This window comes from Alteribacillus sp. YIM 98480 (assembly GCF_009765375.1).
In the GTDB taxonomy this organism is placed as follows: Bacteria; Bacillota; Bacilli; order Bacillales; family Marinococcaceae; genus Alteribacillus.
Genome location: NZ_VTOK01000011.1, coordinates 152,953 through 173,989 on the forward strand (window position 1 = coordinate 152,953; position 21,037 = coordinate 173,989).

Sequence of the window (21,037 nt, forward strand, 5' to 3'; positions counted from 1 at the left end):
TCCTTTTTTTTCTTGGATATGTGAAAGAATAATTCAAATCCTAAAAATGTCTTCATAAAAGAAAGGAGTGGGGAAATGAACCATGTAACAGCATTAATCATTAAGACAGCTCTTGTTTTATTTGTCCTTCTTGTTGTTTTGTCTTTAGCCAATGGATATCCAGCTTGGAATACAATAGGATTGTCCTTCATTGTGGTTGGTGCTGCTTATATTGTTGGGGATATGTTCATATTAAGAGCGACCAACAATTGGGTGTCTACCATTGCAGATATCGGTTTATGTACGCTGGTTATCTGGTTAATCGGTCCGCTGGTTTTAAACGAAGCTGTTCCATTTTTCTTAGCATTCTTATCTGCCCTTTTAATAGGTGCAGGAGAGTGGTTCTTCCATAAATACGTGGCCAATGCCATTTTGGAAAAAAACACAAAAGCTTATTCGTAAAAAGACAGGGAGGGGAAAATTATTTTTTACCATATAAAAGATCTTCAATACAACGCCAAACCAGACCATCCCGATCCTGTGTATGCTAAAAAGCTTCAAGAGGTGCTGGGCGGACAATTCGGGGAAATTACAGTAGCAATGCAATACCTTTTTCAAGGCTGGAATTGCCGGGGAAATGAAAAATACCGGGACATGCTGTTAGATATAGGTACAGAAGAATTGGCACATGTAGAAATGCTTGCTACGATGATTGCCCAATTACTGGACAACGCACCTGTGGAAAAACAAGAAAAAGCAGCCGAAGACCCCTTGCTAGGAGCAGTCATGGGCGGAATGAACCCGCAGCATGTAATTGTATCAGGCTTAGGAGCTCAGCCCAATGACAGTGCTGGTTACCCGTGGAATGCACGATACACGATTGCAAGCGGAAATTTATTGGCGGATTTCCGGGCTAACTTAAACGCTGAATCACAAGGACGTCTTCAAGTAACCCGTTTATACGAATCGACAACTGATCACGGGGTAAAAGATATGCTTTCCTTTTTAATTGCCCGGGATACGATGCATCAAAATCAGTGGATGGCTGCGATTGAAGAATTAGAACAGCAGCAAACCGCAGTCGTGCCTGCTACGTTCCCTAAAGAAAAAGAAAAGCAAGAAGTAGCGTATTCCTTTATGAATTTTTCAGAAGGCACACAAAGTCAATCCGGACGCTGGGCAGCTGGTAAAAGCATGGATAATATGGGAGCATTTGAATATGATTCTGATCCGCAGCCAATGGGTCAAATCCCTGCATTAAACCCAGCCCCCGCATATGTACACAATACGCCTCTAATGGGATTTACGAAAGAAAATCAACCGCCTGTTGTATAGGTCTTTGATAAACCTCGAAAAGCTGCAGGGCATGTTTTCTATTGTGCTCTGCAGCTATATAGTAAGGGTGGATGAAAGTCCGGTGATAAAAGAAATAAGGGACCCTGTGAATGAAAGGAACACATAATATATCAATGGTTTATATTTCCTTTTTTCAAGCAACTGAATAGTTTCCATACTAAAAGTGGAAAACGTCGTAAATGCCCCAAAAAATCCAATACCAAATAAAGCAAATAGCGGTTCTTCATAAGCTCCTAAAGGAATTTCTCCGTAAACAAGACCAAAAAACAAACCAAGACCTAAAGAGCCTGTAATATTTACGGTTAACATACCAATGGGAAAGGCTATTTTTGATTGAAAATTCGTCATAAACTTTCCTAGTAAATAGCGGCAAATGGCGCCAGCAGCTCCACCAATCGTTAAGTAAATGCTAATCATTACTGCTCCCCCATTCTTTTCTGCAGGACCTTTTTATGACCAGTTTTTTGACCTAAAGCAAAGCCTAGAAAAGCTAATAGAACTCCGCCAGTTATTGTTGTTATCACATATAAAAGCGACTGCCAATGATTTTGATCAAGAAACAACCATACCGTATCAGAAGCAAAAGTAGAAAAGGTAGTAAATCCTCCGCAAAGGCCGACTCCAAGTCCTGCTTTCACCCATTCCTTTGGTGTGATCGCTGCAAAATATCCTGACAATATTCCTAACAAAAGGCTTCCTGCCAAATTTTCTATTAAAGTGCCAACTGGGTATCCTACAAAAAGGGTTTGGAGGTTTAAAAAATAACGCAAATATGTACCTATGGCTGCTCCAATACCAATTGCTATAATATCTTTCACGATACTCACCCTTCAATATGATTCTTTCCCCGTTCATAATACTCCTGCATTTCTTTTTCAGGTACCATACTGCCTCCTGTTGCCCAAACAACATGAACAGCGTTTTTCATAGGAAAGCCTTTCTGATGGGAAAGCCTAAAGGGACCAGGCATTCCAGCGAGCGCTGATGGCTCAAGATAAATGTTTTCCGAATCAGCCAGACATGTCAGGAGCTTGAAAAGACGAACATCACTTACGGTATAAATGCCATCGATAAAAGGAGTCAGTAAATGGCCGACAAAAGCAGAAGGCCTTCCGACAGCCAGTCCATCCGCTGCTGTTTTATTATCTATTCCAAAATCTTGGACAGCAAGACGATCATGTTCCCCTGTCATCATGCCAATTAACATAGACGGAGAATGAGTTGGCTCAGCAAAAAAACAGTAAACATTATCCTGAAACAAGAGCTTCAAGCCAAAAGCCACTCCACCAGGTCCTCCTCCAACTCCGCAAGGTAAATAAACAAATAAGGGACGTTTTTCATTAATAACGATGTCGTTTTCATCTAACTGAGCTTTTAATCGTTTGGCTGCAGCAGCATAACCTAAAAACAAATCTAATGAATGTTCATCATCAATAAAATAACTAGAAGGATCTTTCTCTGCTTCTTTACGCCCCTCTGCCACGGCCAAACCATAATCTTTAGTATGCTCAATGACATCGGCACCTTTTTCTCTCAATAAATCCTTTTTCCATTGTCTTGCATCCGAAGACATATGGACGGTAACACGGAAGCCTAGTGCGGTTCCGATGATCCCAATACTAAGGCCTAAGTTTCCTGTCGAACCTACAACAATCGAGTAGTTATGAAAGACTTCTTTAAACTCACTATCAGCAAATACTCGGTAATTATCAGTTTTTGTAACAAGCCCATGCTTTATAGCAAGACATTCTGCATGCTTCAACACTTCATGAAATCCGCCCCTTGCTTTAATAGAACCAGCAGCAGCCAACTTATGATCACATTTTAAAAACAGCTCTCCTGTTAGATTCCTTCTATACCATGCTTCAAGCTTCCTTTTCATTGTGGGTATGCAGCGCAGGGGTGATTCAATAATCCCTTCCATTTGTACAGTTTCGGGAAACACTTCTTTTATGTAGGGAGCAAAACGTTGGAAACGCTCTTTTGCTTCGTTAATATTGTTTAAAGAAAGGGTTAATGTTTTGTTTCCTTGAGCAAATGAGAGCTTATGTTCGTTTTTCCAAAATACTTCTTTCGTTTCCATTAACCTTTCTAATAAAGGGTAAGCTTCCAGCCAGTCTTTTAATGGTTTGCCTGCTATCATTTGCTCCATAACTCTGCCTCCTAGCATTCAAAGGTGTCTCAACCCTTCTGTTAATCCATCTATTATATCTCGGATAAACCAAATCAAAAATAAAGTTATCAATAGAAAACCTGTTAATAAACGACTCACCCTTCTTTTATGAATTCCGAACCAACATAAAGCAACGCCGATAAACAAGACTATACTAATGAGGGTTTCCTCTAAAAGTGCTGCTGTAATAGCTGTCAGCTCCCATTCCGCTTTGAATACTCACGGACAGGAATTTCATCATTATTTGAACTCATGTCCGCGAGAGGAAATTTTTAAACCGAAAACAAATCACATGCCTGTTTTTCAGCACTTCTTCTGATTTTTCTATGAAATAATACGAGAAAATGTTTTTTTAAATATTTCTTCATCTTTTTCACTAAAAAGGACAAAGCGGATTTTTTCAAGAGACCTTAAGTGTTTGGTTTGCTTTACAACTTCTTCAACCGCTATTTTTGCAGCTTCTTCCAATGGATAGCCAAACGCACCTGTAGAAATAGATGGGAAAGCAATATTTTTTATTTTATTCTCTTCTGCTAAACGAATCGCATTTTGGTAGCATTGTCGAAGGAGAGAAGATTCAGGCTTATCTACTCCATAAACTGGTCCAAGACAATGGATAACATAGTCATTGGGCAGAGCAAACGCCTGGGTGATAACGGCTTGTCCTGGCTGAATTGGGGCCATCGGTTTACCGGCTTCTGCTAACTCCGGTCCTGCTGCCCTATGCAAGGCACCTGCAACTCCGCCGCCGCTTTTCAACGCAGCATTGGCAGCATTTACGACCGTTGACATATCAGTCTGGTTTGCTATGTCCCCTTTTACACACTCAATCTGAACTTCATTTACTCGCTTTTCCATGAACTCCCCCCTAAATAATCTTTTATTGCAAGTAAAAAACCTTAAGGTTAGAGTAACCTTAAGGATCATGATTTTCAATTGCTTCTTTCTTTTTTAGAAAGGTAAGAAATTATAAATAGTTGGCGTTTTACATGTCTAGCGTAAGCGCCTACTCGCTTGAGATTCCTTCGGTTCGTCAATGGAAAGCAAAGATCAACTTTCCATATGCCGCCCCTCCAGGACTTGTCGCTCGTGAGCAAGGTGCTTGCGCTTTTCTTATTTTTTACTAGATTGAATGAATTTGTACGTTATTTAGAGTTTCCTCGTTATGGTTCGATTTTCGCTTCAGGCGCACGCTTTTACCCTGGGGGCACATGCGTGACATCAACTCCAACTCCCTTTGTTCGTTATCGCAGTGTCTTCTTTGCTGCGGGTTTGGCTTCAGCAAATATGTTCAATGCTTTTCCACGATCATTGATATACCTTGCCCCACCCCTATACACATTGTAGCCAGACCTCGTTTGCTGCCTCGTTTGCGCATTTCATGTACTAAAGTGGTTAAAATTCTAGCACCACTCGCACCAAGGGGGTGTCCATATGCAATTGCTCCGCCATTAACGTTAACGAGATCTTGGTTCAAGTTCAACTCACGGATACAAGCTAAAGACTGAGCAGCGAACGCTTCATTAAGCTCAACTAAATCTATGTCTTCGATTGTCATGTTAGCCCGTTTCAACGCTTTTTGTGTTGATTGAATAGGACCAACACCCATAATTCTAGGTTCAACACCGGCTGCTGCTGAGGTTACATAGGTTGCTAACGGCTCCAATCCAAGTACTTCTGCTTTTTTGCGACTCATTAATAAGATCGCGGAAGCTCCGTCATTCACTCCCGACGCATTTCCAGCCGTAACACTTCCATTTTGGAACAGCGAAGGTAATGTATTTAGTTTTTCTAGGGTAGTATTAGGTCTTGGATGTTCGTCTTCTTTCACTTCATACGATCCATGTTTACGATCCTCTATTGTTACCGGAACAATCTCGTCTTGTAAACGACTGCTTTCCATCGCAGTCCTTGCTCTCATTTGGCTTTGATAAGCAAATTCATCTTGATCTTCACGTGAAATTTTATATGCTTCTGCTACATTTTGAGCAGTTTCTGGCATTGAATCGGTTCCGTACATTTCTTCCATCTGCGGATGGGTAAATCTCCATCCAATTGTCGTGTCTTGCAGCTGTTGATTGCCGCGTTGAAATGCCTGATCAGGTTTTCCCAATACATATGGTGCTCTTGTCATGCTTTCTGTTCCTCCAGCTATCATGACGTCACCTTGTCCTAAAGCAATTGCTCTAGCTGCGTAAGTCACTGCGTCCAAACCTGAACCACAAAGTCTATTAATAGTTGTCCCTGCAACCTCAACAGGAAATCCGGCCAAAAGTGTGGACATGCGTGCAACATTTCGGTTATCTTCGCCGGCACCGTTAGCGTTCCCGAAAACAACTTCTTCTACATCACTTACTGTTAGTTTAGGATTTCGGTCTCGTATCGCTCGAAGTACCACCGCTCCTAAATCATCTGGGCGAACATTTTTCAGAGCACCGTTATAACGTCCGATAGGAGTTCTTACGGCATCAATAATGACAACTTCTTCCACCATACTTCACTCCTTTCTTTACTGTTCATACTTATAAATACCATGATTGCTCTTTTTCCCAAGTCTTCCGGCCTTCACAAGCTGCTCCAGTAAAGGGGCTGGCCGGTACTTTTCACCTAATGTTTCATGTAAATATTTTAAATTATTTAAACGAGCATCTAATCCTACAAGATCAGCCAATTCCAAAGGTCCCATAGGATAATTCAAACCTAGCCGGACTGCTTTGTCTATATCTTCTGCTGACGCTACTCCTTCTTGAAGCATGTAGAGCGCTTCATTTCCCACTAGAGCACTAATCCGACTAGTAACAAATCCCGGAAATTCATTTACTTCAACCGTTTCTTTTCCCATTTTAATGGAAGCATCTTTTATAACAGATACCGTTTCATCACTTGTATTTAACCCTTTTACTATCTCTACTAACGGCATGCGGTGGACAGGATTAAAAAAGTGCATAACAGCTACTTGAGGGGAGCGCTTTGTATACGAAGCCAGCTCTGTCGGGCTTATTGTAGATGTATTTGAAGCAAATATAGTATGTTCCGGTGCGTGGTCATCCGCGGTTTCCATTACTGTTTTTTTTAAATCACGTTTCTCTGGCACTGCTTCTATAAACAAATCAGCTGTTTTTACTGTTGTCTCCAGTTCTGTAGAAGTATGCAGGTTTTGAAGCAATTCATCTGCTTGTACTGCCGTTAATTTTTCTCTTTTTATTCCTTTTTGGGTTGTTTCTTTAGCATATTCATACGCCGATTCCAACTGTTCTTCTGATATATCTACTAATGTCGTATGGAAACCGGCAAGGGCCGAGACATATGCGATGCCTCGCCCCATTACTCCAGCTCCCACGACCGTAACATTTTGTAAGGTCATGGCCGATCTTCCTTTCTTCTTATACTCCAAATGGATTTATTGGCTTTGGTCCATAGTAGGAAAGAACACTTTTATCTTCCATATACAGGTCTAGCGTTTCCACGCATAGTTCTCTGCCAAAACCGGACTGTTTGTATCCTCCAAATGGTGTTCCAGGGAATGCAGAGAACGGGCAGTTTACCATTACAATTCCTGCTTCAATTTGGTGAGCTACGCGGGTCGCAGTAGCTTGATTTGTTGTCCATACTGCTGAACCCAAACCGTATTCTGTATCATTAGCACGTTTAATAACGTCTTTTTCCTCTGTGAATTTCTCTACTACGACAACGGGGCCGAAAATTTCTTCTTGAACGGCTTTCATATCAGGTGTCACATTTGTAATCACAGTAGGTTCATACCAATGGCCATTTTCAAACCCTTCTATTGTTTTTTCCTTTCCGCCTGTTTCAATGGTAGCTCCTGCTTCTTTGGCAGATTGCACGTAGCTGTCAATAATCTCAAGTTGTTCACGGCTAATGATAGAACCTAGGTGCGTGCCTTTGTCGAACGGGTCACCTAATTGAAGCTTTTCTGTTTTTTCAATGAATTTCTCCATAAACTCATCGTAAATGGATTCATGAACAAACATACGTGAACGCGCTTCACAAGATTGACCGGTATTAAAGTAAATACCAAAGAGGGATCCCGCCACGGCTGCCTCAATGTCCGCGTCGTCAAAGATAATATTTGGAGATTTGCCTCCAAGCTCAAGTGTAAGCCGCTTTAGAGAATCAGAAGCTTTGCCCATAATATCTTTTCCAGTTGGAGTGGAACCTGTAAAAGCTACCTTATTAATATCTTTATGTTCTACAAGATAATCTCCGATAACTCTTCCTGAACCAGGTACAGTGTTTACCACACCTTCTGGCACCCCTGCTTCTTGACAAATTTCATTAAGAAGTATAGCGGTGATTGGCGTGAGACTTGCAGGCTTAATAATAACCGAACAGCCTGCTGCAATGGCTGGTGCTATTTTCCAAGCTGCCATCATCATTGGGTAGTTCCAAGGAATAATTTGAGCACACACACCTACTGGTTCTTTGTGAGTGTAATTAAAGAATCCGTTCGGCATGTTATTGACAGTACCTCTATGGCCAACTATCGCACCCGCATAAAATTCAAAGTCTTCAATAGATTGATTGATTTGTGCCTGAGCAGCTCCCACAGATTTACCGCTATTTAAAACTTCCATTTCTACAAGTTCTTTAAATCTTTCTCTCATAATTGAAGCAATATTATTTAATACACGTGCACGTTTTCCAACCGGATATTTGCGCCACTTTCCATGATCAAATGCTTGTCTTGCTGCTTGAACTGCTTTTTCTGCATCTTCTTGAGTAGCTTTTGCAATGGTTGCCAGTGTTTCCCCTTTAGCTGGGTTAAACGTTTTAAATGATTCCTTAGCACTGCTTTCAACACGCTCACCGTTAATAACCATGGCATAATGATCTCTTTTCATTGTTCCTGCTTCTGTTATTACTTCCTTTGTCATAGTATTATCCATTGATTCTCACTCCTTCATTAGTTTCCAATAAATATTGGTTTGCGTTTTGCTTTAAATGCTTGCAATCCTTCTTTATGGTCATGAGACAAACCAGCGATACGCTGAGCTTGTGCTTCTTTTTCAAGCGCTTCTTCGTATGACTGATGCATACTATCCATCATGCAACGTTTAATGAGAGAAATAGATTTTGTTGGCATGTTAGCAAGCATTTCAGCAAATTGGTTTACTTTCTCTTGCCATTCCTCTCTTTCAATCACTTCCGTTGCAAGTCCCAACTGATAAGCTTCATCCCCCGTAATCGGCTTTCCAAGAACAGCTGTTTCCATAGCTTTCGCGTACCCAATTAAACGGGGAAGATTGTACATAAAACCAGAATCCGGCACCAGTCCTACATTTACAAAAGCACTTATAAATTTGGTTTTAGGGTGTACAAGACGAAAATCAGCTGCTAAAGCTAAGCTCATTCCTGCCCCTGCAGCAGTTCCATTAACCGCTGCTACAATAGGTTTTGTCGTCTGTTTAATAGCTTTCATCATAGGATGATAGCGGTTACGAAGAAAATCAGCGTGATTCGTATCTTCATTTACTCCTGCGAGATCTTCTCCAGAGCAAAATGCTTTCCCTTCTCCTGTTATGACAATGCATCTTGTTTCATCATCTTTACTAGCTTGACGTAATGCATCAATCATTTCTTTGTTCATCTCAGGTGTAAAGGCGTTATAAGCTGACGGGCGATTCAAAACAATTGTTGCTATGTTCTTTTGTTGTTCTACTTTAATGGTCTGATACGCTTCTCCCATACTTACACTCCTTTAAAAGAAGGACGTCGTTTTTCTGCGAATGCTTTCATTCCTTCTTTTTGATCCTGTGAAGCAAAAGCCAAATAAAAGTTTTTACGTTCCAATGTTAGACCGTCCTGCAGTGGTGTATCTATTGCCTCTTGTACTGCTTCTTTAATGAAACGCATAGATATAGGAGCTTGTTCTGAAAGCTGACCAGCAAGTCGCAACGCTTCTTCTTTTACTAATTCAGGAGCAACCACTCGATTAATAACCCCATAGTGCATAGCTTCTTGCGCATCCATCGGCTTACCTAACCAAATCCACTCCAATGCTTTTGCCTTACCCATCGCCTTTGTTAAGAGCTGAGTGCCTCCAGCCCCTGGCATGACACCAAGGTTTATTTCGGGGAATCCGAATTTTGCATCTTCGGCAGCTACAATCAGATCACAATGAAGAGCAAGTTCAAAGCCCCCGCCTAAAGCGAAGCCGTTAACTGCCGCAATCATTGGCTTTTTAATGTACATCATCCGATCCCATACCGCAAAAGGGTTGGTAAATTCTAATGATAGCGGCGAATCTTTCATCATTTCTTCAATATCAGCGCCTGCAGCAAATGCTTTTGTATTTCCTTTTACTACTATAACTCGAATGGTTTCATCGCGGTCAAAAGCCTCCATTTGCTCCACAATTTCATCAACCATCCGCCGATTTAGTGCATTTGCTGCTTTTGGACGGTGAAGTTCAATAACTCCTGCACTTCCGTCTGTATCCACTTTAATATGTTCTTTATTCATGAACTTCCTCACCGATCATAAGTGATACGATGTCACCAGCAAATTCCATCACATCTTTTCCCGAAGCCTTGCCTTCATCCGTTTTCATGGCCGTTTGCAGGGCATCGTGATCATCATAGAACATTTCACACATCAAGTAATACTCGCTTTTTCCCATTGGTGAACCGACAATTTTAGTCACTTTCATATCCCTTAATCCAGGTATCTTTTTTGTAATCGGCGTATGCGTATTAAAATAATGTTCATCAAATGCCTCTTTATCTTTTGGTTGTTTGTACAAGGCAATTAGCTTAACCATTTTTAAACACTCCTTTATTAAAATTAAACGACAGAATAATCGATCACAGGTTTCATCGCTTCAAACGGATTTCTACAGCTTCGACAATACAATATACTGCGGCAGGCAGTCGGACCAAATACATTTTCCATCGATGTATAAAGAGATCCACAATACGGACAATCGACAGACCACTCTTCACCTGGCTGATAACTTTCAGGTGGTGGAGCAACACCGTGCTTTTTTAACTGCTTCTTCCCTTCAGCTGTAATCGCATTTGTAGACCACTTATGCCGAAATGAAAAAGTGACATCGCAGCTTTCTACCCAATCTACTTGTTCTATCGCTTCTTTGACGTTTTTCTCGATAATATCTAAAGCTGGGCAACCTGCGAAAGTCGGTATCATCGTGATAGAGACATGCTGGTTGTCTGTTTTCACCTCATGTACCATACCAAGGTCCACTACACTGACAGAAGGAAGTTCTGGATCGTCTACTTTTTTTAATACAGTCTCTAATTCTATTTGTTTGTGATCTTGTTCCATGTTTATATCTCCTTTTAAAAGACTTACCAGACTGCATTTTTATCTTGATCATAGACTTCACTAAGTGTCACTAAAGCTTGTGTTAGGTCTTGTGTGTGTTCAGTGTTTCTGCCGCTTCCTTTATTTTTTTGAAGCGGTTCAGCTGGAATCACCGCTAACGTTTCTTTTATCTCTTCAAGCCATTTCTTTTGAAGAACACTTTCTGCAACGATTAATTGATGTTTTTCCATGTCGTTCGCTTTTGGTCCAAGTTCTAAAACGTCCAAAAATTCCCCCCACGCTTCTTTCAACCGTGACTGAAGACGTGTTTTTGCTTCTTCGGTTGAATCTTGCAGCTGCCGAACCCACGTTTTCCAATGAGCAAGATGATAAGTCTGCTCCATTAAAACTTTTTGAGCTGCATCTGCTAGTGGGACATAAGAACTTTTAGTGAGAGCCTCTAATTTCACTTTTTTAAACGTTTCATATAAATATTGACGAATGACAGTCAACGCCCAATCGTAATAAGGTTCATCCAAATAAGAACCATCTCCATTTTGCTTTTCTAAATAAATAGCATTGCGGCGTTTTTCAGGAGGTCGCTCATGGGCCAATACATCAGCTTCCCCTTCCCCAAGCTCTTCTAGTAACTGATAATATAAAACGGCATGCCCCATCGTGTTTTGAGTAATAGAAGAAAAAGAAACGTCTTCTTCTATATGCGGAGCTAAACCAAGCCATTCTGATCCCCGAAACGAAACAATAAAATCATCATCAGCTAATTGATATAACAATTCAGTAAGTACTTCACGATATGAAGAGTCCTGCTTTGCTTGATCCGCTGATTCGATATTTGTCATCCTTTTTTCACCTCTTTCCAAGATAAAATTTCTTTTTCATCTAACATGTCTTGTTCTTTATCACGCCATTTTTTTCTTAAATAACCGTAACCTTTCGTTGTACGATAATCTTTGTTATCTAAACGCTTTGTCCATTGCTTACGCTCTTCGCTTGTCATCGATCTGATATTACTGCGGGGAACAACCCATACATCAACAACATTTTCTCTTCGCATAAAATTTTCTTGAGCTATACTAAGCGCCATATCCTCATTTGGAGCTAACAGGCTGAACTGGTGTTGAAGAGGAGCCTTGTCACTTTTTTTACTAAATACTTCATACTCTTGATAAAAACCTGAACCATCATGTTTTTCTCCCATTGCCTTTTCTCTCCTCTCTATTGATTTCATTTATGAGTAAGCTGGATAAGGAGCTAATGCCTGTCTCACCCACCGGTTGTTTTCATAAGCGATTTCTCTTAGACGCAAGCGTTCTTTTGAGCGCGGTCCATTGTTGCCAATAATTTGTTTAAATTCGTTCCAATCAGGCTGCTGGTACACCCAGCGCTTTTCTCCCTCGTTATAATAGAGCGTGTCATCCGGTACAGATAATCCTAAAGAGAAAACACGAGGTAAATATTTGTCGAGAAAAGCTTGACGCAGCTCTTCATTCGAACTTTTTCGAATTTTATACTTTGTTGTCACTTCTTGCTTAGAAGATCCGGTAGTAGAAGCTGACCCGGGACCAAAAAACATCAATAACGCCGGCCACCATCGATTGACAGCATCCTGCAGCATATTTCTTTGTTCTTCGGTTCCTTCAGCTAGCGCCATAATAATCGCTTCACCGTGCTGGGCATGGAAAACCTCCTCTGCACAAATACGTTGAAGAGCTCGTTGATATGGTCCATAAGATGCATCCAACATATTTGTTTGTGAAATAATTGCGGCTCCATCTACTAACCATCCCACCACTCCTGCATCAGCCCAGGTTTTTGTGGCCATATGAAACACATTATGAAATTTTAAATCTCCTTTTAATAAATCTTGCATTAAATCTTCTCTTTGTTTTCCATAAGGTTTCAATAGATCTTCCGATACTCGCAAAAGTAGTTGGCCATGCCCCATCTCATCTTGTACTTTAGCCATTATTCCAAGTTTTCTTTTTAATGTAGGAGCTTTTGGTGTCCATTCTTTTTCTGGGAGCGCTCCCATTATTTCGCTTATCCCATGCATGGAAATAAGTTTAATTAAAGTCTGACGATATTCTTCCGGCATCCAGTCATCTGCTTCAATTTTTTCTCCCGCTTCAATGCGGGCCATGAATTGCTCATATAGAATAGGATCTTCGTTGGCAGTATTTTCGGTCACTTTTCCACCGTGTTCCACAAAGTTATACATCGCGACACCTCTTTTTATTACGTTTATTTAACGTCATTATATATAAATGTTATATAAATATCAATCATAAAATTTTTATTTATTTTTCTCCCATTAACATCATTTCCTTACAAATCAGCAGTTACAGGAATTAAATTACATTCAAAAGATTTTTCATTCTATTGACAGCGTTTACAAATACCGTTATTTTGAATGTATTATCATCGTTTTTAATATTACAAAAAATTTATTTTTCGTTCTATTTTTATTATGAAAGGGGAATTTGAATGACTACTTTTGTTTCAGAAGAAACACTAGATCGTTCACAAATGAGAGACTTACAATGGAAACGTTTAAAACAAACAATTAAACGTGTTTATTCTAATGTTCCTTTTTACCAGGAGGAATTTAAAAAACAAGGGATTACGCCAGATGATATTCAAACCTGGAATGATGTAAGCCGCCTTCCCTTTACGAAAAAGCATAATCTGCGCGAAAATTATCCATATAACTTAATTGCCACTCCAATGGAAAATGTAGTTCGTTTGCATGGTTCTTCTGGCACTAGCGGTAAACCAACAGTAGTTGCTTACACTCAAAATGATATAGACAATTGGGCTGATATAGTGGCACGTGCCATTTATATGGCTGGGGGACGAAAGGGAGATATCCTGCATAATGCGTACGGATATGGTTTGTTTACTGGAGGACTCGGTATTCATCATGGCTCTGAACGGTTAGGGTGTGTCACAGTTCCCATTTCAGGAGGAAATACATCGAGGCAAATTACACTAATTCAAGATTTTGAACCCCGTATTATTTGTGGAACACCTTCTTATATACTAAATGTAGGTGAAACGATGAAAAATATGGGCATTGATCCAGCTTCCACTTCTATAGAATACGCTATCCTTGGAGCAGAACCATGGTCTGAAGAAATGAGAAGCACCATTGAGAAACTATTTAATATAAAAGCTATGGATATATATGGACTTAGTGAAGTAATGGGACCAGGTGTCGCAATGGAGTGTAAGGACTGTCAAGACGGCCTTCATATAGCTGAAGACCATTTCTATGTTGAAGTTATTGACCCTGAAACTTTAATGCCTGTGCCAGAAGGACAAGATGGCGAAATCGTCTTTACCAGCCTTACGAAAGAAGCTTTACCCATCATTCGTTACCGTACAGGAGATATTGCTTCTATTACTCGTGAACATTGTACTTGCGGACGAACAACAACCAAAATGAGCAGAATCAAAGGCCGAATTGATGATATGATAATTCTTCGCGGTGTCAATGTATTCCCTTCTGAAATAGAACGCTGTATATTACAAATGAAAGAAATAGGTACAAATTATCAAATCCACCTTTTGAAAAAAGGAGTTATGGATCACGCACAACTACATGTGGAAGTAAGTGAAGCATTTTTGAAAACATTGCCAGAAAAAGATTTGGAACACCAGTCTGCAAAAGATTTAATAAGAAAAATTCAAGGAGTTCTAAAAACAGAAGCTCTCGTGACCATGGAAGTTTGCTTGAAACAGCCTCAAGAGCTGCCGCGCTCGGAAGGAAAAGCAAAACGTATTATTGACAATCGCTCTTCCGCTTCATTGTCTGCTTCATCATAATACATTACTGAAAGCGAAGGACTACCAAATCCTTCGCTTTTTTATTTCTCTACATCAAAATGGTATGACGTTTTTTTGTTTTGTTGTAAAATATTCAACAAACAATATTAATGCTACAATATTCGAAAAGCGCAAGCGCCTTGCTCACGAGCGACAAGTCCTGGAGGGGCGGCATATGAGAAAGCTGATCTTTGCTTTCCATTGACGAACCGAAGGAACCTCGAGCGAGTAGGCGCTTAAGCTAGACGTCAAAAACGCCAAAATTTATACGTTCTTACCTATTTAGAAAAACTTGGCTTATCGCCGAGTCCTTACAACGGCGAATGAACTCACATCCTGGCGTATGCCGGCGTTTGCTAATATTGTTAACCAAGAACGTTCTATACTTTCATAACAGTATAAAAAAAGACTATAAAGGAATGGATAGACAATGGAGAAAACATTTAATACTCGTTCAATGATTTTTACCTTATACGGAGATTACATCCGCCACTACGGAAATGTAATATGGATTGGCAGTTTGATCCGTCTTCTACAAGAATTTGGCCACAACGAACAATCCGTGCGTGCTGCAATTTCTCGAATGAGCAAACAAGGGTGGCTCCAGTCAGAAAAAAAGGGAAATAAAAGTTATTATTCTTTAACAGAGCGTGGACGTAAACGAATGGATGAAGCTGCCGAACGAATTTATAAAATAGAATCTCCTTCTTGGGACGGGGAATGGCGGATTCTTGTTTATACGATTCCGGAAGAAAAACGCCATATACGGGATGAATTAAGAAAAGAGCTTGTATGGAGCGGTTTTGGATTACTCTCTAATAGCTGCTGGATTACTCCAAATCCTTTAGATGAGCAAATCAACAACTTAATTCAAAAATATGAAATTGAAGATTATGTTAATTATTTTCGGGCCTCTCACGAAGGAATGAAAGACCATCAAAATTTAGTGGAAAATTGCTGGGATTTAGATGAAATCAACGAATTATACTCTCAGTTCATTCAAGATTACAGCCAAAAATATATCATTGATAAAAGTAAAATTGAAAAAGGAGATATGACCGACGGCAGTTGTTTTGTTGAACGAACCATGCTCGTACACCAATATCGTAAATTTTTATTTGTGGACCCCGGGCTTCCCCAAGAATTACTGCCTAAAAACTGGCTGGGTGATTCGGCTGCTGCCCTATTCGCTGACTATTATAAAACACTGGCAAAACCTGCTAACCGTTTTTTCGAATCAGTTTTTGAACATGGCAATCCTGATGTTCAAAAAGACAATGGTTATGATTTTTTAAACCACCCTTTAATTCATAATCATACGAAAGATAACTCATAGACAGAGAGGTCACAGCATTTTTACTACCTGAATGAATTTCATCATTCATTTCTATATCATTAAAAACGAACATTATGTAAAATTCCCTCGCAACCGTTCGATTTTCGCTTCAAGCGGACGCTTTCACCCTCGGGGCACAAGTGCGAATTGATTCACCTGATAAACCTGCGCTTCTTTACTATTAAATTTTTAAAAGCAAAGAAGGTGCGCCAATAATAAGGTTGCACCTTCTTTTTATGTTTACCTATTTATTTGTTCTAACGTTTCTGTATGCTGAAATTTTTGTCCTTTTTTAACATACGTCTCAATGGTCTCCTCAATAAGAGCAAGATCTTTATCTGTTAGACTGCGTACCACTTTTCCCGGAGAACCGAGTACTAATGAGCGAGGCGGTATAACTTTTCCAGAGGGAACAAGAGCATTGGCTCCTATAATAGAATATTCACCTATTTCTGCACCGTCTAATACAGAAGCACCCATGCCTACCAGAACCCCCTTTTTTAATGTACACCCATGAACAATAGCACTATGCCCAATAGATACCTCATCTTCAAGAGTTAGAGGAAACTGGTCATATAAATGACATACCGTATTGTCTTGAATATTACACCGCTCTCCAATTTTAATTGGCGCTTCATCTCCGCGAAGCACAACGTTAAACCAGATGCTAGATTCTGCTCCAATCTCCACGTCCCCAATTACTCTGGCTCCATCCGCTACATAAACCGAATCGTGAATGATTGGTGAATGACCTTTATACCGATAAATCATTCATTCCCCTCCTTATCTTATCATGTTATACTTTTCAATATAACACATTTTAAACGGTGGTGCTTATATATGAATGATTTAACTAGAATGTTAGAGACTGAATTTCCGTTTTTGCAAGGCGGGATGGGAAATGTCAGCCATGTAGATCTTGCCGTTTCTGTTTCAGAAGCAGGAGGGCTTGGAACTTTAGGAGCTGGTACCCTCTCTCCTTCGGCTTTAGAAAAAATGGTCAAAGAAGTTCGTTTTCGAACAAATAAACCTTTTTCTATCAACGTTCCACTTTCAGTTCACCCAGATGTTCAGAAAATCTTATCCATTGCTGTACAACACCACGTGCCTGTCGTTTCTTTATCTGCTGGCAATCCCTCTCCTTACATTAAAATGCTAAAAAAAGAGAATATTACCGTCATGTGTGTCGTATCAAATCCTTCTCAAGCTTTAAAAGCTGAAAAAGCCGGTGCTGATGTAATCATCGCGGAAGGTTTTGAAGCCGCTGGCATAAATGCTAATGACGAATTAACAACGTTTACTTTAATTCCTCAAATAGCGTCAGCTGTTCAGGTCCCTGTAGTGGCTGCAGGCGGTATTGGAGACGGGCGAGGTTTTTTGGCTGCTTTAAGCTTAGGTGCTCAAGGGGTACAGTTAGGCACTCGTTTAGTTGCTACAGAAGATGCAAAGGTACATTCAAACTATAAGCAGGCTATTTGTGAGAGTGATGCGCATAGTACAGTCATTACAGGAAGGCCCTATAAAAAAATTCGACGCCTTCTAAAAACAGCCTACGCAAAACAATTACTCGAATGGGAAAATAATGAAATGTCCGCAGAGGAATATAATCAAAAAACAAATGAAAGCTATCACATCAAAGGTGCGATCGAAGGGAACCTAACAGAAGGTCACGTTAATGCAGGCCAAGTATCAAGTTTGATTGAAGACATCCCCACTGTTTCAGAATTATTTAAACGCATGATGAACGAAGCACGCACCGTTTCAAATCAGCTCTCTTTTTAGAGAAATACACAAACGTGGAGGATTACACTTCAATATATTCTAATAGCATACGTCACTTTCAGGCTGCTTTATAAAAAGCAGCTATTTTTTTCGTATAAAACTAAAATGATTGCGTTTTCATATTGACATCGGTTATTTATTTTCGTATCCTTTATATAACATAAATAAATATATCGTTTGTAAAACGTTATATTTAAAGGAGGTTTAATAGTGGCTGTATATACTATCGTAGATCAAGACACTTGTATTGCCTGCGGAGCTTGCGGAGCTGCTGCTCCTGAAGTATTTGATTATGATGATGAGGGGCTTTCTTTTTATATCGGAGATGACAATATAGGAAATAAACCAGTAGACGAGGAACTGCTAGATGATTTAGAAGATGCCATGGAGGGATGTCCAACAGACTCTATAAAGCAAGCAAACGAAGCTTTCGATGGAGACCCTTTGAAATTTGATTAAATCAGGAGTGTTTAAAAAATGAGTGAAGACAAAGTATTTGACATGACCATTATTGGTGCTGGACCAGTAGGTCTATTCACTGCATTTTATGCAGGGATGAGGCAAGCTTCTGTAAAATTGATTGACAGCATGCCAGAAGTTGGCGGCCAGTTATCTGCGTTATATCCTGATAAATATATTTACGATGTAGCTGGTTTTCCAAAAATAAAAGCGAAGGATTTAGTTAATAAGCTTCACGAGCAAGCCCAAGCTTTTGCCCCGGAAATATGTTTGAATGAATCAGTCGAAAACGTTATTCGTTTAGAAGACGGCATTTTTGAGCTCACTACACCTAGCGATAAGCATTATTCGCGCAGCATTATTATTACAGCAGGAGCAGGTGCCTTTCAACCACGCAAATTAAAAGTTGATAGAGCTGAACAGTTTGAAGAATGCTCCTTGCATTATTTTGTTAAAGACCTTGATAAATTTAAAGGACGCCGCGTTTTAGTATGCGGAGGAGGAGATTCTGCAGTAGATTGGTCTTTGGCCCTTGAACCAATTGCTAAAGAAGTAACCCTCATTCATCGACGTTCAGCCTTTCGTGCACACGAGCATAGTTTAGAGCTTTTAAAAGAATCTTCAGTACAGATGAAAACTCCTTATGAAGTTGGTCAAATTATTGGAGAAGATCATATTGAACAAGTCCTAATTAAAGAAGTAAAGGGAGACTCTACCTATCTAGTAGACGTTGACGACCTGATTGTGAACTTCGGATTTGTTACTTCTTTAGGCCCATTAAAAACATGGGGACTAGACATTAACAAAAATGCTATTTTTGTTAACCCTAAAATGGAAACCAATATACCAGGAATTTATGCAGCTGGTGATGTTTGTACCTATGAAGGAAAAGTAAAATTAATTGCTACTGGTTTTGGAGAAGCTCCCACAGCTGTAAATCATGCTAAAGCATTCATTGATCCTTCTGCGAAATTGCATCCCGGACATAGTACTAGTTTATTTGCTTCAAGCTCTTAAAGATCCGTTTTTAGGAGCTGTCCCATTAGTCAGTTCTCAGCCAATACAACTGGAATATACTCGCTTTTTTACCCTTAGGACACAAGGGCGACGGTTCAGCCGCCTCTGTGAGAAACCCTTCACAGCTGGGAGCTTCACGCTGCCCTGTTTTCCGCAGGAATCTCGTCTATTCCAGTTGCTGGCTGATATTCATCCCCTAACTAATTTTTAGGACAGCCTCTTAAAATAAATTTTCAAAAAATTATTATAAAAGGAGGACTTTTATTTTATGAAAAAAGAAAGGCAATATGGTGATATCCACCCCGGGATAAAATGGGGCCCCTTCACCATGAGATTACCAGGGGCCCATATTAACATCACACCCAGCCAGCATATTCAAGGCGGTCTGCTTCTTTTAGCCACCTGTGGGTCTGTCACTCCTTTAATGATGCAATTTTTCGAGGTATCTTTTGAAGTGGCATGGACTGTCAGTTTAGTCATGTTATTTTGGGTACTGGCTCAAACCTTTTTATTTGGTGATGTGTATGCCGCTGGAGCAATAACCTCGGGGCTTCCTTTAACAATCGTTTTTATGAATGCGTTTACACCGGGAGTAGAAGCTATTCACGCGATGTTTGCTGTTACTTTCATCGTAGCGATTCTTTTCTTTTTCTTTGGGATAACAAAACTGGGAGAAAAATTTAATCGTCTTGTTCCGAATTCATTAAAAGCAGGGGTTATTATGGGGGCAGCTATTGCAGCTTTTCAATCGGAACTGGATAGACTTCCTGAAATGCCTTTTTCACTGATCACCGCTTGGATCATAGTGCTTATCCTTATGTTTTCCATACCATTTTCCAAATTGCCTAGTAACAAAATGAAATTATCTGCTACCGCTAACGCTCTTCTCGTAGCATTAATCGGGGGAGGCATTGCAGGTTTCATAAGTGGAGAAGTACGTTTTGACCTATCCTGGGGCTTCTTTGTTCCGCCAATTGGCGAAACCTTGGCTTCTCTATCTGTATGGTCTATCGGCCTGCCTTCGTGGGATATTTTCATCGCTGCTATTCCTATTAGTTTAATGATTTATGTGTTGGCATTCGGTGATCTATTGGTTGCACATACTCTGCTCAAAGATGCAGACAGCGCTAGAAAAGACGAAAAGATTGATATTAACCCTACACGCAGTCACTATACACTTGCTCTTAGAAACATTGCTCAACTGCTGACGGCTGGGCCGCTTCTTTGGGTACACGGACCAATATGGACAGGGGTGCAAGTCTTTCTCATAGAACGTTACAAAAAAGGCAGACATGTCATGGATTCTATTTTTACGGGTCCTTTCAATTTTTATTTATTGGCCATTCCGTTAGGATTACTCCTTCCAATAATCGGTATTATTATGCCTTTATTCCCTGTCGCTCTCTCTGTTACGTTGTTACTCACGGGTTTTGCCTGTGCATACGTTGCGATGTCGATGGTGGAAAATAATACTTCTCGTGGTGTTGTATTAATTATTGGTATGTTAACCGCTTTTCAGGGTCCCGCGTGGGGTATGGGAATAGGAATTGTTTTATGTTTGATTCTGATCGGAAAGAAAGAAGAGAAAAACATTTCTGAAGCCAAAGCAGATGAAGCAGAGCTCGATAAGAAGACAGGCTGAAAAACAGTCTTTCAAAAACCCGCTGGAAAAATGAAATTTTTTCCAGCGGGTTTTTAGACCTAATATAAGAGTTTGAGCTTCCCGACTGTCACTGGGAAGCCTCCGTCAACATGCACGATTGTTCCATCTTGAACGTTCAATCCTTTTCCAATTATAATTTTGT

24 protein-coding genes are annotated in these 21,037 nt (G+C 40.1%); 9 read left to right on the forward strand and 15 right to left on the reverse strand.

The features are described from left to right. The first annotated feature begins 75 nt into the window (after positions 1-75). Both FZF09_RS15080 and FZF09_RS15085 read left to right on the forward strand, forming a co-directional pair. Positions 76-441, forward strand: coding sequence for a DUF2512 family protein (locus tag FZF09_RS15080; RefSeq protein WP_158737429.1), 366 nt, complete (start codon positions 76-78; stop codon positions 439-441). Positions 442-462: 21 nt separating this feature from the next. Then, positions 463-1,314 (forward strand): manganese catalase, encoded by an 852-nt coding sequence (locus FZF09_RS15085; RefSeq protein WP_158737481.1) that lies wholly within the window; start codon positions 463-465, stop codon positions 1,312-1,314. A 54-nt stretch (positions 1,315-1,368) separates the two neighbouring features. On the opposite strand, the gene crcB is transcribed toward FZF09_RS15085, so the two are convergent. The 4 genes from crcB to FZF09_RS15105 form a co-directional block, all read right to left on the reverse strand. Beyond that, positions 1,369-1,752: a fluoride efflux transporter CrcB gene (crcB, locus tag FZF09_RS15090; protein ID WP_158737430.1), complete on the reverse strand. Its 384-nt coding sequence runs from the start codon at positions 1,750-1,752 to the stop codon at positions 1,369-1,371. Next, a complete protein-coding gene (locus tag FZF09_RS15095; RefSeq protein WP_158737431.1) occupies positions 1,752-2,153 on the reverse strand; it encodes a fluoride efflux transporter FluC in 402 nt (133 codons plus the stop codon). The genes crcB and FZF09_RS15095 overlap by 1 nt, the downstream gene beginning before the upstream one ends. Positions 2,154-2,158: 5 nt before the next feature. Continuing rightward, complete coding sequence (locus FZF09_RS15100; RefSeq protein WP_199256807.1) at positions 2,159-3,478, reverse strand: D-serine ammonia-lyase; 1,320 nt, start codon at positions 3,476-3,478, stop codon at positions 2,159-2,161. A 354-nt stretch (positions 3,479-3,832) separates the two neighbouring features. Then, the gene (locus tag FZF09_RS15105) at positions 3,833-4,366 is read right to left on the reverse strand and encodes a macro domain-containing protein (protein WP_158737433.1); all 534 of its coding nucleotides are present in this window, start codon (positions 4,364-4,366) and stop codon (positions 3,833-3,835) included. A 131-nt stretch (positions 4,367-4,497) separates the two neighbouring features. Here FZF09_RS15105 and FZF09_RS15110 point away from each other — a divergent pair, with 131 nt between their 5' ends. Next, entirely contained in the window at positions 4,498-4,635 is a 138-nt protein-coding gene (locus tag FZF09_RS15110; RefSeq protein ID WP_158737434.1) for a hypothetical protein, read from the forward strand. Between the two features lie 164 nt (positions 4,636-4,799). On the opposite strand, the gene FZF09_RS15115 is transcribed toward FZF09_RS15110, so the two are convergent. Genes FZF09_RS15115 through paaA form a run of 10 tightly spaced genes read right to left on the reverse strand, consistent with a single transcriptional unit; the run spans position 4,800 to position 12,953 of the window. After that, positions 4,800-5,999 (reverse strand): acetyl-CoA C-acyltransferase, encoded by a 1,200-nt coding sequence (locus FZF09_RS15115; RefSeq protein ID WP_199256808.1) that lies wholly within the window; start codon positions 5,997-5,999, stop codon positions 4,800-4,802. Positions 6,000-6,017: 18 nt separating this feature from the next. Then, complete coding sequence (locus FZF09_RS15120; RefSeq protein ID WP_158737436.1) at positions 6,018-6,872, reverse strand: 3-hydroxyacyl-CoA dehydrogenase; 855 nt, start codon at positions 6,870-6,872, stop codon at positions 6,018-6,020. Positions 6,873-6,891: 19 nt separating this feature from the next. Continuing rightward, positions 6,892-8,415, reverse strand: coding sequence for an aldehyde dehydrogenase family protein (locus tag FZF09_RS15125; protein ID WP_233269516.1), 1,524 nt, complete (start codon positions 8,413-8,415; stop codon positions 6,892-6,894). A gap of 17 nt (positions 8,416-8,432) precedes the next feature. Continuing rightward, complete coding sequence (locus FZF09_RS15130; RefSeq protein WP_158737437.1) at positions 8,433-9,215, reverse strand: enoyl-CoA hydratase/isomerase family protein; 783 nt, start codon at positions 9,213-9,215, stop codon at positions 8,433-8,435. A gap of 2 nt (positions 9,216-9,217) precedes the next feature. Continuing rightward, the gene (locus FZF09_RS15135) at positions 9,218-9,991 is read right to left on the reverse strand and encodes an enoyl-CoA hydratase-related protein (RefSeq protein WP_158737438.1); all 774 of its coding nucleotides are present in this window, start codon (positions 9,989-9,991) and stop codon (positions 9,218-9,220) included. Beyond that, positions 9,984-10,289, reverse strand: coding sequence for an EthD family reductase (locus FZF09_RS15140; protein WP_158737439.1), 306 nt, complete (start codon positions 10,287-10,289; stop codon positions 9,984-9,986). Before FZF09_RS15140 ends, FZF09_RS15135 begins: the two co-directional genes overlap by 8 nt. Before the next feature lie 23 nt (positions 10,290-10,312). Continuing rightward, entirely contained in the window at positions 10,313-10,813 is a 501-nt protein-coding gene (gene paaD, locus FZF09_RS15145; RefSeq protein WP_158737440.1) for a 1,2-phenylacetyl-CoA epoxidase subunit PaaD, read from the reverse strand. A gap of 23 nt (positions 10,814-10,836) precedes the next feature. Beyond that, positions 10,837-11,652: a 1,2-phenylacetyl-CoA epoxidase subunit PaaC gene (paaC, locus tag FZF09_RS15150; protein ID WP_158737441.1), complete on the reverse strand. Its 816-nt coding sequence runs from the start codon at positions 11,650-11,652 to the stop codon at positions 10,837-10,839. After that, positions 11,649-12,011, reverse strand: coding sequence for a 1,2-phenylacetyl-CoA epoxidase subunit PaaB (paaB, locus tag FZF09_RS15155; protein WP_158737442.1), 363 nt, complete (start codon positions 12,009-12,011; stop codon positions 11,649-11,651). Before paaB ends, paaC begins: the two co-directional genes overlap by 4 nt. 30 nt (positions 12,012-12,041) lie before the next feature. Next, a complete protein-coding gene (gene paaA, locus FZF09_RS15160) occupies positions 12,042-12,953 on the reverse strand; it encodes a 1,2-phenylacetyl-CoA epoxidase subunit PaaA (protein ID WP_370514468.1) in 912 nt (303 codons plus the stop codon). 344 nt (positions 12,954-13,297) lie between these two features. On the opposite strand from paaA, the gene paaK reads away from it, so the two are divergent. Next, a complete protein-coding gene (gene paaK / locus FZF09_RS15165) occupies positions 13,298-14,638 on the forward strand; it encodes a phenylacetate--CoA ligase PaaK (RefSeq protein ID WP_158737444.1) in 1,341 nt (446 codons plus the stop codon). 430 nt (positions 14,639-15,068) lie between these two features. Next, entirely contained in the window at positions 15,069-15,974 is a 906-nt protein-coding gene (gene paaX, locus FZF09_RS15170) for a phenylacetic acid degradation operon negative regulatory protein PaaX (RefSeq protein ID WP_158737445.1), read from the forward strand. Between the two features lie 240 nt (positions 15,975-16,214). On the opposite strand, the gene FZF09_RS15175 is transcribed toward paaX, so the two are convergent. Next, a complete protein-coding gene (locus FZF09_RS15175; RefSeq protein ID WP_158737446.1) occupies positions 16,215-16,745 on the reverse strand; it encodes a gamma carbonic anhydrase family protein in 531 nt (176 codons plus the stop codon). 69 nt (positions 16,746-16,814) lie between these two features. On the opposite strand from FZF09_RS15175, the gene FZF09_RS15180 reads away from it, so the two are divergent. From FZF09_RS15180 to FZF09_RS15195, 4 genes are all read left to right on the forward strand, one after another. Continuing rightward, entirely contained in the window at positions 16,815-17,756 is a 942-nt protein-coding gene (locus tag FZF09_RS15180; RefSeq protein ID WP_158737447.1) for an NAD(P)H-dependent flavin oxidoreductase, read from the forward strand. 210 nt (positions 17,757-17,966) lie between these two features. Further along, complete coding sequence (locus FZF09_RS15185) at positions 17,967-18,215, forward strand: ferredoxin (RefSeq protein ID WP_158737448.1); 249 nt, start codon at positions 17,967-17,969, stop codon at positions 18,213-18,215. Between the two features lie 18 nt (positions 18,216-18,233). Then, the gene (locus FZF09_RS15190) at positions 18,234-19,232 is read left to right on the forward strand and encodes an NAD(P)/FAD-dependent oxidoreductase (RefSeq protein WP_158737449.1); all 999 of its coding nucleotides are present in this window, start codon (positions 18,234-18,236) and stop codon (positions 19,230-19,232) included. A gap of 268 nt (positions 19,233-19,500) precedes the next feature. Next, positions 19,501-20,874 carry a hypothetical protein gene (locus FZF09_RS15195; protein WP_199256805.1) on the forward strand — a complete coding sequence of 458 codons (1,374 nt, stop codon included), beginning with the start codon at positions 19,501-19,503 and terminating at the stop codon, positions 20,872-20,874. Positions 20,875-21,037: the final 163 nt, after the last annotated feature.